Source organism: Thalassolituus sp. UBA2590, from assembly GCF_002339775.1.
Classification (GTDB): Bacteria; Pseudomonadota; Gammaproteobacteria; order Pseudomonadales; family Oceanobacteraceae; genus Thalassolituus.
Window position 1 is genome coordinate 5,423 of record NZ_DDKU01000152.1, and the last position, 15,996, is coordinate 21,418.

The following is a 15,996-nucleotide window of genomic DNA, read 5'->3' on the forward strand; positions in this document are numbered from 1 at the left end:
CCGTTATCGCGGATGGCCTGATAAAGATCGTTAAACAGATGAAGCCGTTCGCGAGTCTCTTCCTGCATTCTGTGATTGTACAGGCAGAGTTGCGAGCGCCCTTGATGTTTCGCCCAATACATCGCCGTATCTGCCTGGCGTATCAGATCGTTTGCCCCGCAGTCGGTCGAGGGGAAAATCGAAATACCGATACTGGCAGTCATATGGAATTTATTGATATCGATACAGAAAGGCTTGCGAATAGCTTGAAGCACGGCGGTACCCAGCTCAACCGCGCTTTCTTCGGCAAGTTCATGCGCGCTGAAAACTTCATCAGGAACAATCAGAAATTCATCCCCCCCCAGGCGAGCGATCAGATCCCTCTCGTTGACGGTAGCCTTCAGGCGGTGTGATGCTTCGATCAACAGGCGATCACCGATCGGGTGCCCCAATGAGTCGTTGATATTTTTGAAGTGATCGAGATCGATGAAGAGTACGCTACCACAGGTCTTATCGTCCTCCGACCAGGCGATTTTCTTTTCCAGCTCCTGCAGTGCCATTCTTCGATTCGCGAGCTCGGTGAGCGGATCGTAGTTAGCCTGGTACTCGATGAGCTCCTGCTTACGTTTCACTTCTGAGATATCACGAATCAGCCAGATCAGAGCGTCCTGCATGTTTGCGTGTTCTTCAAGCGGGATCATCCGCGATTCGAGATAGAGGTCATCATGATTGAACTCAGTAATCACAAGTTCTTTCTTTTCCAGAGCCTGATTGCGGGCTTCCTCTATTTTTCGGGTTGCTGACAGGTTGAGCCAGGCGGTAAAAGGCGTGCCTGTGAGGTCTTCATTCAGGCGTTGAATTCGGCCGTCTGGGTTGCCAAAGCGTCCGTTGATTACCCCAGTGGCGGTCACGAGTAAGCCGATATCCGGAAAACCTGCAGTGAAGGCATCGTTCAGCGCCTGCTGGTGGGCAATCCGGCTGGTCGTTTCATCAAGGTGTTCACTGAGGTCGTTAAATGCTTCTTCCAGTTGCGCAATCTCGGTTGCGCTGCGGCTTTCAGGAATACTGGCGTACTTACCCTGCTTGATAGAGCTCGTCAGCTGAACCAGGTGTTTGACCGGTATCAGAATATATTTGCGAAGTATCTGGCTCTGAACGACCAGAAAAATAATTACGAGCAAGGCAACCAGGATTGTTTTCCTGGCCAGAGAGCGCAGCATGGAGTCGTAATCGTTGTGTGCATCATAATGCGCAAATACCCACCCGCGGACATCGTTCATTACGGCCTGATCGGCTGTACTGGCCACTGAATCTGGCGATGCCGGATATTTGAGGCTGACGGGAAACAAGGCATAGAATTCGGATTTATAGCGCTCAATCTGAGGTTGCTGCACACCGGTATTCAGCGAATGACTGCTCAATCGGTATTTGGTGTTGTGGAGCCGGTCGCCGGCATTACTCGAGAAGATAACCCGATCACCAGCCTCAGAGAGAACGGCAAGATAACGCAGCGATGGATCGTCGATACTCTCCCGGATCTGGTTCTCGACAACATGGCTACTACTTTGGCTGACGTGGTACTCCACGTTTTTGGCAATACTTTCCAGCTCGAAGCTGATGCGTCGTTCCCAGTTGCTCGAAAACTGTTCCAGTTGGAGCTGCAGTAACAGATAGCCAAGCCCACAGGTAATCAGTCCTAGCATCAGCAGGGACCAGTTCAGTAACAGCTGAGCAAGCGATCTCCGAGGCGTCACTCTGACCCCCTGCTGGGCTTTCGGGGATTTTGTGCCCCAAAATCGAACACTGCACTCTGTAGCTTATTTAGTTGTCGCAGAATACTCACTGCACGGTGCACGATCGCGCGTGCCCCCCCTGATGACGGTTTGTTGATACTGACATTCAGTGTAGCAGTGCTGTAGAGGGTTGCCCGGGGGGGACACGGAGTGGCCTCTATTAGCCTGATGATGCCAATGTGGACAATGCGCCAGCCGGCCGGTTCGTCTATTGCTGTAAAGGTGACGAAGTGCCTGAATAGGTGCATAAAATTCGAGAATCACCGTGGAACGGTTCTGCATGTCGATAAATTGGAAGCACTACGAATTACAGGAGGGTTTCTACGATGAGCTGATCAGCTCGCCCGGAAACCCTAGAGTCCCCGCCCGGCAACTCGCCAACTATCTGAATAGCCTGACAGAAGAAGAAATACAGTCACGTAAGCTGGCCGCTGAGTCCACTATCAAAGATATGGGGGTTTCTTTCACCGTTTACAGTGAAGGTGAGAACATCGACCGCGCCTGGCCATTTGATATCGTGCCCCGGATCATATCGGCTCAGCAGTGGGAGAAAACAGCGGCGGGTCTGCGTCAGCGTCTGAAGGCGCTGAATATGTTTATTGATGATCTGTACCATGAACAGAAGATCATTAAAGACGGCGTCATTCCTGAGTTTGTACTGAAACAGTCGAAGAACTATCGACCTGAGTGTGAGGGCGTTAATCCGCGCTTTGGTGTCTGGGCGCACATCTGTGGGACCGATCTTGTCCGCGATGGTGACGGCCAGTTTTATGTACTTGAGGACAACCTGCGGGTGCCTTCCGGCGTTTCTTACATGCTCGAGAACCGTTCCATTATGAAGCGGGTTCTGCCTGAGGTGTTTGAAAAAGTCAGTATCGCGCCGGTTGGTGATTATCCAGAAGCTCTCTTTAATATGCTGGCTTCTTTGTCGCCACGTCAGAGCTCCAGCCCGGTGGTCGTGGTTCTGACTCCAGGCATTTTTAATTCGGCGTACTTTGAACATGCCTTCCTGGCTCAACGCATGGGGGCTGAGTTGGTCGAAGGCAGCGACCTCGTCGTCGGTAAAGATGACTGCGTCTATATGAAGACAATCTCTGGTCTGGAGCGGGTTGATGTTATTTATCGCCGTATTGACGACATGTTCCTCGACCCTGAAGTGTTTCATCCTGAATCAGTACTGGGAGTCCCTGGACTGATGCGTGCATGGCGCAAGGGCAAAGTTGCTCTGGCAAATGCGCCGGGTGCAGGCGTCGCCGATGATAAAGTCGTGTATGCGTACGTACCCGATATCATTCGTTATTATCTGAGCGAAGAGCCTTTGATTCCGAATGTCGAAACTTACCTCTGCTACGACGACAAGCAGCGTGAATACGTGCTGGATAACCTCGATAAACTGGTCGTAAAACCAGCTAACGAGTCTGGCGGTTACGGCATGCTGGTGGGCCCGCACAGTACTAAAAAAGAACGAGAACAATTTGCTGAGCTGATTAAAGCCAATCCGCGAAATTATATTGCTCAGCCAACGTTGGCGTTATCAACAGCGCCAACACTTGTCGGGCGCAGTAAAGTCGAGCCCCGTCACCTCGACCTGAGACCCTTCATCCTTCAGGGCGAATCAAGTTACGTAACGACTGGCGGACTGACGCGGGTAGCGATGAAAAAAGGCTCTCTGGTAGTTAATTCATCGCAAGGTGGTGGTAGTAAAGATACCTGGATTGTTGATACGTCTGCGGGGAAAGCCTGATGTTATCGAAAGTTGCTGAACGGGTTTACTGGGCCGCCCGCTATCTTGAACGGGTAGAAAGCACAGCCCGTATGTTGAGTATTTACGACACCCTGCTTTTCGACCTGCCGCGTCAGGTTAATCTGGGTTGGTATAACCTGATTGTAATTAACAGTCTTGAGCAGGATTTCAACGAGCGTTATTCCGTGCAGGATGAGCGTAACGTGGTGAAGTTTCTGGTCGGCGACGATACGAACCCCAGCTCTATTGTGACCTCACTCAAGGCCATTCGTGAGAATATTCGGACTACGCGTGATGTTATCCCCGCGGACACCTGGGAGCTGGTGAACGAACTGAGTCAGTATGTTCAGGATCATCTGCAGCAGGGGATTAACCGCCGCGACCGGCATGAATTTTTGGGTAATGTGATCAGTGCCTGTCAGCAGATTATTGGTCTGTGGCAGGTCAATATGCCGCGTGACAGTGCCTGGGAAATGCTGAAGCTGGGACAGAATCTTGAGCGCGCCGATATGACCACCCGGAATCTGGATGCTGCGACTGCGGCTATCATGCAGATTGAAGACGATGACTTTGCTGTTAATAGTCAGCAGATTATCTGGGGGAATGTCCTTCGTTCGCTCAGTGCTGACCAGCCCTATCGCCGGGCAATGCGTAGCTCGGTGAAAGCACCTCTGGTCTGCAGCTTTCTGTTGACGGATCAGCGTTTTCCCCGCTCGGTTGAATACTGCCTCAATGACATGATTCAGGGGGCAAAAGCCCTGCCGCGCGCCGAAAAAATTATCGCGGATATCCGCAAGCTTCATAAGACTGTCACAGATCGTGCTGAGGATAGCGCTCCCGGCCCTGAAATGCGGGAAGCCCTGAACGATCTGCAGATTTCACTGCAGTATCTTCATTTTTCTATCAGTCGTACCTGGTTCCTGAATGATCAGGAACAACTGGCGGTGGCCCAATGACAATTACAGTCGCACTTAATCATAAAACCCGGTATGACTTTGATCGCCCGGTGTCATTATCTCCGCACGTGGTGCGTTTGCGTCCGGCACCTCACTGCCGCACACCTATCCGCTCATACAGTCTGAAAATAGAGCCGGAAGAGCACTTTATTAACTGGCAGCAAGACCCGTACGGTAACTTTCAGGCGCGACTCGTTTTTCCTGAAAAAAGTCGCTGCTTATCGGTAGAGGTTGAAGTAATCGCCGATATGACGGTGATCAACCCGTTCGACTTTTTTATTGAAGAGTACGCTGAGGAATTTCCGTTCAAATACGGAAAGAGCCTGAAGAAAGAGCTGGAACCCTACCTGCATTGCACCACCGAAGGTGAAATGTTCACCACGCTGCTGGAAAGTATTCCGCGTGAGAAAAAGCGCACCATCGATTTTCTTGTCGATATCAATATGCGATTGCAGCAGGACATCGATTATCTGGTGCGCATGGAACCGGGCGTTCAGACGCCGGAAGAAACACTGGAAAAAGGCAAAGGTTCTTGTCGGGATTCTGCCTGGTTGATGGTGCAGTTACTGCGTCACCTGGGGCTGGCCGCCCGTTTTGCATCTGGCTATCTGGTTCAGCTCAAATCCGATGAGAAATCTCTCGACGGTCCTTCTGGCCCTGAAGCTGACTTCACCGACCTGCATGCCTGGTGCGAAGTCTATCTGCCGGGTGCTGGATGGGTGGGGCTCGACCCGACCTCTGGGCTGTTTGCATCCGAGGGGCATATCCCACTTGCCTGCACGCCAGAGCCGAGCTCTGCTGCTCCTATTTCTGGCTTCACTGATGAGTGTGAAGTCGAGTTTACTTTCTCAAACGAAGTCACTCGTTTCCATGAAGACCCGCGGGTGACCAAGCCGTATACCGAATCTGAATGGGAAGACGCTCTGGCTTTGGGTGAGAAAGTTGATCGTATTCTGAAAGATGAAGACGTCCGTCTGACAATGGGCGGCGAGCCAACGTTTGTATCTATCGATGACATGGAATCCGCGCAGTGGAATACCGAAGCGCTGGGCAAAGACAAACTGGCATTAGCGAAAACCCTGTTGCTCCGTCTGCGAGACCACTTTGCACCGAAAGGCCTGCTGCATTATGGCCAGGGCAAGTGGTATCCGGGAGAAGAAGTACCGCGCTGGGCGTTAGGTTTATTCTGGCGTAGCGACGGCGAACCTTTATGGCAGGACAAAGACCTGCTTGCCCGCGTAGATAAACATTACGGACACACCGAGGAAGACGCACGGGCATTTGCCCGACGGCTTGCAGAGTTACTGAACGTTCCGCAGCGTTGTGCTCAACCTGCGTATGAAGATGGACTGCATTATCTGCTGCAGGAGCAGAATTTACCGGAGAATATCGATAGCCGGATTGCCAGCAGCAAAGACAGCCTTGAGCGCCGTCGACTGGCACGGGTGTTAGAGCAGGGGCTGGACACCCCGACCGGGTACGTACTGCCGCTTGAGTGGAATTTCTACGGACATTGCTGGCAGTCCAGCGAGTGGCAGTTCCGCCGCGGGCGTCTGACTCTGATCCCGGGCGATTCGCCGATGGGGCTTCGTCTGCCGCTGGAGAGTCTGCCACCTGCGGAAGAAGATCCTCTGATTCAGGAGGCTGACCCGCACCGCGAAGCCGGACCTCTGGAAACCGCCGATGCCGCAGTAAAAGAGGCACTGGCGCGTAACAGTCGCCCGGTGGCTCAGTCGCAACCGCTTTCGCCGACATCATCGACGCCCCCTGTGCAAAAACAAAGTGCTCAGAAGAAGGTCGAGGGCAACGAGAAGACTGAGTCTGCGGCGAAGAAAGACGATTATCGCTGGAAAAATCTGGTGCGTACGGCACTGGGCATTGAAGCCCGCGACGGTAAGTTACACTTGTTTCTTCCGCCGCTGCCTTACCTCGAAAGCTACGTGAATCTGCTGGCGCTGATAGAGCGGACAGCAATGGAGCTGGATCTACCTGTCATTATTGAGGGCTATGAGCCGCCGAAAGACCATCGCATGCAAAAGCTGTTGGTGACTCCCGATCCGGGCGTGATCGAGGTGAATATTCACCCGTCAGACAACTGGTCCGATATGGTCAGCAACATGACTGAGTTATATCAGGCTGCCAAAGAAAGCCGGTTGAGTACTGAGAAATTCATGCTGGATGGTCGTCACACGGGCACCGGAGGTGGCAATCACATTACCTTAGGTGGTGCGACGCCTTCCGACAGCCCCTTCCTGAGACGGCCTGATCTCCTGCGCAGTTTTGTTACCTTCTGGCAAAACCACCCTTCACTGTCGTACCTGTTTTCTGGCGCCTTTATCGGCCCTACCAGCCAGGCTCCACGAGTCGATGAGGGCCGTGATGAAGCTCTGTATGAATTGGAAATTGCTTTTCAGCAGATGCCTGACGGGGACGTCGCGCAGCCCTGGTTGGTTGATCGCCTGTTACGCAATCTGCTGATTGATATGACGGGCAACACGCACCGGGCTGAATTCTGTATCGATAAACTGTTCGCTCCAGGCAGTCCGTCCGGGCGACTGGGCATTCTCGAATTCCGTGGATTTGAGATGCCGCCGCATAGCCGTATGGCACTGGTTCAGGCGCTTCTGCTTCGTGCTCTGGTTGTACGGTTCTGGCGTAAGCCCTACAAGCAGAAGCTTGAGCGTTGGGGCACTCGTTTACACGACCAATTCATGTTGCCGCACTATATCTGGCAGGATATTAAAGATGTGGCAGCCGATCTGCAGGAACATGGTCTGGATTTCAGGGCCGAATGGTTACTGCCTTTCCGTGAATTCCGCTTCCCCCACTATGGCACGGTGAATCTCGGGGATCTGTCACTTGAATTGAGCTGGGCTATTGAGCCATGGAATGTACTTGGTGAAGAAGTCTCCAGCTTTGGTACCGCGCGTTACGTAGATTCTTCTGTAGAACGTTTGCAGGTTCGCGTTACCGGGATGACGGGTAGTCGCTATATTCTGGCATGTAACGGACGTAAGGTGCCGCTGCGGGCTACTGGTAAGCACGGTGAGTTCGTGGCGGGTGTGCGCTACAAAGCCTGGGCGCCGCCATCGGCACTGCATCCGACCATTGATGTTCATGTTCCCCTGCATTTCGATCTGATCGACACCTGGAACGGGCGCTCGGTGGGTGGAGCGACCTATCATGTGTCTCATCCGGGTGGGCGCAGCTATGACGTATTCCCAGTGAATGCTGCTGAAGCCGAGTCCCGCCGTGGCAATCGTTTCACCACGACAGATCACACACAGGGGCCTTATACGCCTCGCCCTGAGATTGATGCCATGCGCGAATTTACTGCGCATACAGATGTCAGGCCGATGAGTGCCCCGGCGGAAGAGTCGTATGATGAGTATCCTCTGACGCTGGATCTCAGAACTCAGCCTAAACGCTGAGAATCTGCCATAATTGCGGCCAGATAACCTGAGATAGCCAATATGACTGATGAGTCAGCCATCACGCCGACTGCCGAAGACCTGTATCCACCGCTGCAACGCAGCGGTGATGCTGTTTACGATGCCGCCGGTACCATGCATCCGCACTGGAATTATGTCATGGAGAGCCTGGCAGGAATGCCGGGCAGCGTCCTGCATGACCGTCAGGCTAAGGCCCGTCGCTTGTTGCGTGACGACGGCGCGACGTACAACATCTACAGTGACAATTTCCGCGATAAGCAGAACGACTCCCGTACCTGGGGGCTCGATCTTATTCCTAATGTCATCAGCAGTGATGACTGGGCAGCCATTGAAAGTGGGCTGGTTGAGCGTGCGGAGCTGCTGAATCTATTATTGCGGGACATTTACGGCCCACGCCAACTGATACGCACTGGCGTTATCCCTCCTGAAATCATTTACGCGAATCGCGGTTTTCTGCGCGCCTGTCAGGGGCTGCGTATGCCCGGCGAGCATGATCTCATTATTCACGCTGCTGATATGGCCCGTGGCCCAGACGGTAAAATGATGGTGCTTGCGGACAGAACTCAGAGCCCGAGTGGCGCAGGTTACGCGCTCGAAAATCGTACGGTGATGTCGCGTGTCTTGCCGAGCTTATTCCGCGATAGTCACGTTCATCGCCTGGCCGGCTACTTCCGCCAGTTGCGTAGCAAAATGCAGAGCCTGTGCCCTCACAGACCCTCGCCTCGTATCGCGGTGTTGACCCCTGGCCCTCGTAATGAAACCTATTTTGAACACGCCTATCTGGCGAATTACCTCGGGTTTTATCTGGTTCAGAGTGATGACCTGGTCGTTCGTGGTGGATTTCTCTGGATGAAATCGCTGGATGGTCTCAGCCGGGTCGATGTACTTATGCGTCGCGTTGATGACTGGTTCTGTGATCCGGTAGAACTGCGCGGTGATTCCCGCCTCGGTGTGCCCGGTCTGCTGCAGGTGGTCAGGGCTGGCAACCTGGTGGTGGCCAACTCTCTGGGCTCGGGCATTCTTGAAAGTCCAGCGCTGCTGAAATATCTCCCGGACATCGGTCGCGCGCTACTTGGGCGTGAGCCTCGCCTCAACAGCGTGCAGACATGGTGGTGTGGTGATCCTACTGACATGACCTATGTTCTGGATAACCTGGCGAAGCTGGTGGTGAAACCTACGTATCGTAAACCCGGCGAACTCAGCTTCTTTGGCCCCAAGGCCAGCGCTGATGAGTTAGCCAATATGGCTGCTCTTATCAAAAGTGAGCCTCAGCGTTATGTCGGACAACCGGTGCTTGAATCCAGTTTCTTACCGACTCTTCAGAATGAAGTACTGGCACCGCGGCCCGCGATACTCCGCGCCTTCACGGTTGCGGGTACCGGCTCATACAGTGTGATGCCGGGCGGCTTGACCCGGGTTGGCCTCAAAGAAGATGCACTGCTGATCTCTGGTCAGGCGGGAGCGACCAGTAAAGATACCTGGGTCGTCGCCTCTGAGCCCGAGCGCATCGTTACCAATCAGCACGAAGATGTTGCGCCTGCGCGGGAAAGTGAAGCGACCAACCTACCTAGCCGCGTGCTTGAGAACCTGTTCTGGATGGGGCGCTACGCTGAGCGTGCAGAAGCCTGTCTGCGTCTGTTGCGAACTGCGTACTCCATGCTTAACGGTGAAGATCCTCTGTCGTCAGATCTGCGCCTGACGTTACTGAAGGCCGTGACTGAGTTGGCGACTATTGCGCCTATGAAAACGCCGGAGAGCGATGAGGCAATGATTGAAGCTCTGCGCCGCGGAGAAGCGCCGCAGTCGATTGCGAATACCCTCAACAGCATGCTTTTCTGTGCCGATGAAGCCAAAGAGCTGCTGTCCTCTGATACCTACCGGGTAATCAATGACATACGCGATGCGATTCCGCTGCTGGATGGCGATGAGCAGGATGCCTACCTTAGCCCTGATGAAGTACTCGACCCTCTGGTCACAGCATTAATGGCCTTGGCGGGCCTGACTCACGAGAGCATGACCCGCGGTTACGGTTGGCGCTTTATGGAATTGGGCCGTCGAATCGAACGAGCCATGCAGACTGGGCGGCTCGCAGGCACCTTGCTTGGTCCTGAGATGATGGAACCAGAGCAGTCGCGTATAGCCGAAGCTTTATTGCTCACACTCGAAGGCCTGATTACTTATCGTCGTCGTTACGGGGCTCGCCCGGATCTGCGCAGCGGCCTGGATCTGGTTCTGCTGGATACGGATAACCCACGTTCGGTGATGTATCAGCTCGGCAATATACTGCGACAGCTACGTAAGCTGCCGAGTCATGCTGGTTATCTCCATGAGTTACCGCCTGCAGAGAAAGCACTGATCGAATGCAGTACGCGCGTGCGCTTGTTTACGCTCTCTGAATTGTCTGCAAGTACGGAAGGTGAGCGTAAAGTGCTGATTGAAGAGATGCAGACTCTGGATAACGCCCTGATGGACATCAGCGATATGATCGGCGATCGCTACTTTGATCACAGAGAAGACTCGCAACAGCTGGTCGATGCTCGCTGGGAGGGACTGTAATGAAGTACCTGATTAAACATATTACCGCCTATAAATACGCCAGCCGGGTCTCACACTGCTATAACCTGGCACAGATGATCCCGCGCACGACCCAGCGTCAGACCTGCATCAACAGCAAGATAGAAGTTACGCCAGAACTGGCCATGGAGCAGCGCCGGGAAGATTATTTCGGCAATCAGGTGTTTCAGTTTGAAATTCAGCGGCCTCACAAGGCCTTGACGATCACTGCTACCAGTCAGGTAGAAACCCGCCCGCAGATTGCAGACACCAATCTCGATCTTGGTAGCACCTGCGCGGAAGTGCTAAGCAAAATGCAGCAGTCGAAATCAGAGGATGTACTGCTGGCCCGTGAATACCAGTTGGACTCATCCATGATTGCGGCGGCGCCTGAATTCCGAGATTACGCCGCAGATCTTTTTACTGCTGACCGTTCTCTGTTATCGGCGTGCTTTGCACTGACTGCTCGAATCTACGAAGAGTTCAGCTATTCGCCGTTGGCGACAACCATTGCGACACCTCTGTCCGAAGTTATGCAGAACAAAAAAGGGGTCTGCCAGGATTTTGCTCACCTGCAGATCGCCTGTCTGCGCTCCTTGGGTTTTGCTGCCAAGTACGTTTCCGGGTACCTCGAAACATTGCCACCACCGGGTCAGGAAAAGTTGGTAGGTGCTGATGCAACGCATGCCTGGTTATCGGTATTCTCGCCGGGTGAGGGCTGGGTAGAATTTGATCCGACGAACAATTGCCTTGCCGGAGAGCAACATATTATCACTGCCTGGGGGCGTGATTTTAACGATGTAACGCCGCTGAAAGGTGTGATCTTTGGTGGGGGCTCAGCGCCTGAAATGACAGTCTCTGTGGATGTGAGTCGGGTCTGAATAGTCGGCACAGGCTTATTCGACTTTCCTCTAATAGGCAGAGACTGGCCGTGGTGCCAAGCTGACCTTCTGATGGAGGTATTGTATGACGACGCAGAAACAGGATATGAGTAAACAGGATCTGCCTACGACGCGATTTGAGCGTGTTTTTTTTCGCTACATCGCATGGTTTCCGATTCTGACTCTGCCAATGTTGGTCTGGGAGCTGATGGAAACCGGGCAAATGGGCATGGGGCTGATCATTGGTCTGGTGCACGCGGTGTTGGTGTTCCGCTTCGTGTCGGTCAATAACGTGCCGGGTTGGTTCAAAAAAAAGGGCAGCTGATCCGCTGCCCTTTTCATTTCAGCTGAGCCTCACGCTTAGCCGCGAGCCGACAGTTTCTGGCGTGCTCTGCCAGCCGCTGCACGCACCTGATCAGGCGCGGTTCCGCCAATATGATCGCGAGCCGCGACAGATCCTTCCAGTGTCAGAACATCGAATACATCTTCAGAAATCTGATCCGAAAACTGCTTCAGTTCTTCGAGCGTCATTTCGCTCAGATCTTTGCCTGTTTCCAGACCGTAAGCGACCGCTTTACCGACAATTTCGTGTGCATCACGGAATGGAATGCCTTTACGAACTACATAGTCAGCAAGGTCCGTTGCGGTAGAGAAACCGCGCATGGCCGCCTCACGCATAAACTCTTTCTTCGCCTGCAGGTGTGGAACCATGTCGGCAAATGCGCGCAGTGAGTCACGCAGAGTGTCTGCGGTATCGAACAGTGGTTCTTTATCTTCCTGATTGTCTTTGTTGTAGGCCAGTGGCTGTGATTTCATCAACGTCAGCAGGCTGATCATATGGCCATACACGCGACCGGTTTTACCACGCACCAGTTCAGGTACGTCCGGGTTTTTCTTCTGCGGCATGATGGATGAACCCGTGCAGAAGCGGTCTGGCAGGTCGACAAACTGGAACTGAGCCGAGGCCCACAGCACCAGTTCTTCAGAGAAGCGCGACATGTGCATCATAATCAGAGACGCTGCACTGGTAAATTCGATGGCGAAGTCACGGTCAGAGACGGAATCGAGACTGTTCTCGGTCGGTGCTTCAAAGCCCAGTAGCTCGGCAGTGTAATGACGGTCGATGGGGTAGGTCGTACCAGCGAGTGCAGCAGCGCCCAGAGGCATCTGGTTCACGCGCTTGCGGCAGTCCTGAAGGCGGGCGTAATCACGCTCAAGCATTTCGTTCCAGGCCAGCAGGTGATGACCAAAGGTCACTGGCTGTGCGGTCTGTAGATGGGTAAAGCCCGGCATGATGGTGTCGGCTTCACGTTCAGCCAGCTCAACCAGACCTTGTTGCAGGCGCGTCAGTTCGGCAGAGATAACGTCGATCTCATCACGCATGTACAGACGGATGTCCGTCGCTACCTGGTCGTTACGGGAGCGGCCAGTGTGTAGCTTCTTGCCCGTAATACCAATCTTGGCCGTCAGGGCAGCTTCAATGTTCATGTGCACGTCTTCAAGCTCGATGGACCACTCGAATTTGCCATTCTCAATGTCGCTCTGAATTTCGTTCAGGCCATTGATGATGTCGTCGCGCTCCTGCTCAGTCAGAACACCTACTTTGCACAGCATGGTTGCATGCGCGATGGAGCCCTGAATGTCCTGGCGGTACATGCGCTGATCAAACTCCACAGAGGCGGTATAGCGGGCGACAAAGGCGTCGGTCGCTTCAGAAAAGCGGCCTCCCCAGGAAGCGTTTGTGGATTGGTCGGTCATCAGGCACCTCTGATCGGACATTCGTTGAATTGAAGAAAGGCGTGATTATAGCCTTTGCGGCTTTACGTTCATACCGGAGTAATCTGCCCTTTACGGCAGGGCAGAATATAGTGAAACTCTGGTGAAGCGTTTGCTGCGACTGAAACAGGACATGGTGTGAAGGACAAACAGACCCAGACCCGGGACGAGCTTCTGGACGGCTTCTTTTTGCCGGACCTGTGTAATGCCCGTGCCGTACTCATACTGCTGATTGTCAGTGAAGCGCTGGTTCTGGCTCTGACATTGATCGAAAGCGGTATCGACGGGTTTTCAGGAATTCGCTTTGGGCTGGTTTCACTGTTTGTTCAATGGGTAGCGTTAGTATCCGTGGCGGTGTTGTGTCAGGCCCGTAGCCAGCTGGCGAGGCTGCCGGTGTGGGCTGCTTCGGTAGTGGCGTTATTGATTATTCAGCTGGTGACGTTATGCATCAGTCTGCTGGGCGAAATCTTCTTGCCGGCCATCCAGCCCTCGCTGGACTGGTACTGGGTTGCCCGCAACCAACTGGTCAGCGCAATTTTTTCGGCGATGGCGATGCGTTACTTTTACGTGCAGAGCCAGTGGCGCCTTCAGATTCAGGCAGAACTGCGCGCACGTCTTGCAGCATTGCAGGCAAATATCCGCCCACACTTCTTTTTTAATACGCTCAACACTGTCGCTTCTTTAATCGTGATTGATCCTGAGAAGGCGGAGTATATGCTGCTTGAGCTGGCTCAGCTGTTCCGCGCTGTCTTACGCGGAACCGAAGAGACCACCCCGCTGAGCGAAGAGATCAAGTTGGGGCAAGGGTATCTGGATATAGAACAGACCCGTCTGGGTGAGCGGATGCAGGTGGAATGGGAACTCCCTCACGTTTTGCCTGATATCAGAGTGCCACAATTAATATTGCAGCCTTTGCTTGAGAATGCTGTTTATCACGGTATTCAGCCCGTCGTGGAGCAGGGTTTCATTCAGGTATCGTTAAATGAAGCTGCCAACGGCTGGCTATTGAGCATCAGTAATAGCAAGAGCAAGAGCTCAGTTGAGTCGGGTGGTAATCGTATCGCTCACCAGAATATAAGAGCGCGCCTCGAAGCCCTCTTTGGTGACGGCGCGACACTGACAGTTGATGATCATGGTGACCGTTACGAAGCACGTATCCTGATTCCGAGAAGCGGGGAGAAAGTATGAATTACCGTGTTCTGGTGGTGGATGATGAGCCCCTCGCACGGCAGCGTCTGAAACGCCTGCTTGAGGAGCACAAAGACTTTACGTGTGTCGCTGAAGCCGGAGATGGGCAGGCGGCAGTGGATTGGTTGTCGCAGTTCAGAGCGGATCTTGTTCTGCTCGATATCCAGATGCCCGGCCTGGATGGTTTGCAGGCCGCAGAGAAAATCAGAACGCTGCCAAGTGCCCCTGTCATCGTCTTCTGTACCGCCTTTGACGATCACGCTCTGGCGGCTTTCGATGTGGATGCTGCAGATTACCTGCTGAAACCGATCCGCAAAGAAGATCTCACCCGGGCGTTGAGCCGGGCGGCAGAACGTCTGAGTCGGCAGGTGTCCGGTCCGGCTGCGCGTACACACATCAGTGCGCGAACGTCGCAAGGCTTAGTGCTGACCCCGGTAGATGATGTGCTGTTTTTCAGCGCAGACCAGAAATACGTCAGTATGCACCATGCTGACGGAGAGACCCTGATAGACGATTCGCTGAAGCAATTGGAAGAAGAATTTCCGCAACGCTTTATGCGGATTCACCGCAGCTACCTTGTTGCGTCCGACCGGGTTCAGCGCCTCGAAAACACCGATGACGGTGTTGTTTTGTGGCTGCGGGATTGTGATCAACCTCTGCCAGTGAGCCGGCGCCACGCGCCCGGTGTGAAGAAGCATCTGCGCGGCGGCTGAGGCCGCGCAGCAATCGCCCCCCAATCCTGTTATCATCCGCGCTTGATAAATGCACAGTTTCAGGTTCGAGGACATCATGCCGACACCATCCCTACTCCGCATTGCGACCCGCAAAAGCCCACTGGCCATGTGGCAGGCCGAACACATTAAGGCCCGCCTGGAAGCGTTGCATCCGGGGCTTGAGGTTGAGCTGGTTACATTTACCACTCAGGGAGACAAAATTCTGGATGTGCCTCTGGCGAAAATCGGTGGCAAAGGGTTGTTTGTCAAAGAGCTGGAAAGCGCCATGCTCGACGGGCGGGCGGATATCGCTGTGCATTCAATGAAAGACGTGCCGATGGAGTTTCCGGAAGGGCTTGAGCTCGGTGTGATCTGCGATCGCGAAAACCCTCTGGATGCGTTCGTCTCGAACAAATACAAGGCTCTGGCCGAGATGCCAGAGGGCTCAGTGCTCGGTACATCCAGTCTGCGCCGTGGCTGTCAGGCCAAAGAGCGACGCCCTGATCTTGAAGTGAAGAGTCTGCGCGGCAACGTACAAACGCGTCTGGGTAAGATGGACGCTGGCGAATACGATGCCATCATTCTTGCCTCTGCAGGTCTGCTGCGTATGGAAATGGATGAGCGCATTGCCGCATTCATGCCGGCAGAAGAATCACTGCCAGCGGGTGGGCAGGGTGCCCTTGGGATTGAGTGGCGCAGTGCTGATAAAGACATTCATGCCTTGCTCGCGCCGCTGCACCACGAAGTAACCGCACAATGTGTATTGGCAGAACGTGCCATGAACCGCCGCCTGCAAGGGGGCTGTCAGGTCCCCATCGCTTGTTACGCCATCATTGATGGTGATGAATTGTGGCTCCGTTGTCTGGTGGGTAGCGAAGACGGCCAGCAAATGCTGCGTACCGAATACCGGGGCTCGCCAGAAGACGCCGAAGCGCTGGGTATAAAGGCAGCAGAAGACCTG

The 15,996-nt window shown here is 53.8% G+C and carries 11 protein-coding genes; 9 read left to right on the forward strand and 2 right to left on the reverse strand.

The genetic code is table 11. The features are described from left to right. Positions 1-1,682: diguanylate cyclase domain-containing protein (locus B2067_RS12810; protein WP_301388700.1), on the reverse strand; the 1,682-nt coding region annotated here is incomplete at its 3' end. 370 nt (positions 1,683-2,052) lie between these two features. On the opposite strand from B2067_RS12810, the gene B2067_RS12815 reads away from it, so the two are divergent. From B2067_RS12815 to B2067_RS12840, 6 genes are all read left to right on the forward strand, one after another. Further along, entirely contained in the window at positions 2,053-3,516 is a 1,464-nt protein-coding gene (locus B2067_RS12815; RefSeq protein WP_076514331.1) for a circularly permuted type 2 ATP-grasp protein, read from the forward strand. Beyond that, the gene (locus B2067_RS12820; RefSeq protein ID WP_297531360.1) at positions 3,516-4,472 is read left to right on the forward strand and encodes an alpha-E domain-containing protein; all 957 of its coding nucleotides are present in this window, start codon (positions 3,516-3,518) and stop codon (positions 4,470-4,472) included. The genes B2067_RS12815 and B2067_RS12820 overlap by 1 nt, the downstream gene beginning before the upstream one ends. Next, a complete protein-coding gene (locus B2067_RS12825; protein ID WP_301388701.1) occupies positions 4,469-7,903 on the forward strand; it encodes a DUF2126 domain-containing protein in 3,435 nt (1,144 codons plus the stop codon). The genes B2067_RS12820 and B2067_RS12825 overlap by 4 nt, the downstream gene beginning before the upstream one ends. 42 nt (positions 7,904-7,945) lie before the next feature. After that, a complete protein-coding gene (locus B2067_RS12830; RefSeq protein ID WP_301388703.1) occupies positions 7,946-10,480 on the forward strand; it encodes a circularly permuted type 2 ATP-grasp protein in 2,535 nt (844 codons plus the stop codon). Beyond that, positions 10,480-11,358, forward strand: coding sequence for a transglutaminase family protein (locus B2067_RS12835; RefSeq protein ID WP_068436885.1), 879 nt, complete (start codon positions 10,480-10,482; stop codon positions 11,356-11,358). The genes B2067_RS12830 and B2067_RS12835 overlap by 1 nt, the downstream gene beginning before the upstream one ends. 85 nt (positions 11,359-11,443) lie before the next feature. Next, the gene (locus B2067_RS12840; RefSeq protein WP_068436887.1) at positions 11,444-11,683 is read left to right on the forward strand and encodes a hypothetical protein; all 240 of its coding nucleotides are present in this window, start codon (positions 11,444-11,446) and stop codon (positions 11,681-11,683) included. 35 nt (positions 11,684-11,718) lie between these two features. Here B2067_RS12840 and argH read toward each other — a convergent pair whose 3' ends face one another. Continuing rightward, complete coding sequence (gene argH, locus B2067_RS12845) at positions 11,719-13,116, reverse strand: argininosuccinate lyase (protein ID WP_068436889.1); 1,398 nt, start codon at positions 13,114-13,116, stop codon at positions 11,719-11,721. Positions 13,117-13,272: 156 nt separating this feature from the next. Here argH and B2067_RS12850 point away from each other — a divergent pair, with 156 nt between their 5' ends. The 3 genes from B2067_RS12850 to hemC all read left to right on the forward strand — a co-directional run. Then, positions 13,273-14,322: a sensor histidine kinase gene (locus tag B2067_RS12850; protein WP_301388705.1), complete on the forward strand. Its 1,050-nt coding sequence runs from the start codon at positions 13,273-13,275 to the stop codon at positions 14,320-14,322. Further along, positions 14,319-15,035, forward strand: a complete 717-nt coding sequence (locus tag B2067_RS12855) for a LytR/AlgR family response regulator transcription factor (protein ID WP_301377192.1) — start codon at positions 14,319-14,321, stop codon at positions 15,033-15,035. The genes B2067_RS12850 and B2067_RS12855 overlap by 4 nt, the downstream gene beginning before the upstream one ends. Before the next feature lie 76 nt (positions 15,036-15,111). After that, positions 15,112-15,996, forward strand: an 885-nt coding sequence (hemC, locus tag B2067_RS12860; RefSeq protein ID WP_301388707.1) for a hydroxymethylbilane synthase, incomplete at its 3' end; no start/stop codon positions are given.

Excerpts from the sequence above, each read along its gene's own strand:
- B2067_RS12815 (WP_076514331.1), top strand. The coding sequence starts at position 2,053 with ATGTCGATAAATTGGAAGCACTACGAATTACAGGAGGGTTTCTACGAT.
- B2067_RS12830 (WP_301388703.1), top strand. The coding sequence starts at position 7,946 with ATGACTGATGAGTCAGCCATCACGCCGACTGCCGAAGACCTGTATCCA.
- B2067_RS12840 (WP_068436887.1), top strand. The coding sequence starts at position 11,444 with ATGACGACGCAGAAACAGGATATGAGTAAACAGGATCTGCCTACGACG.
- B2067_RS12835 (WP_068436885.1), top strand. The coding sequence starts at position 10,480 with ATGAAGTACCTGATTAAACATATTACCGCCTATAAATACGCCAGCCGG.
- B2067_RS12820 (WP_297531360.1), top strand. The coding sequence starts at position 3,516 with ATGTTATCGAAAGTTGCTGAACGGGTTTACTGGGCCGCCCGCTATCTT.
- B2067_RS12825 (WP_301388701.1), top strand. The coding sequence starts at position 4,469 with ATGACAATTACAGTCGCACTTAATCATAAAACCCGGTATGACTTTGAT.
- argH (WP_068436889.1), bottom strand. The coding sequence starts at position 13,116 with ATGACCGACCAATCCACAAACGCTTCCTGGGGAGGCCGCTTTTCTGAA.
- B2067_RS12855 (WP_301377192.1), top strand. The coding sequence starts at position 14,319 with ATGAATTACCGTGTTCTGGTGGTGGATGATGAGCCCCTCGCACGGCAG.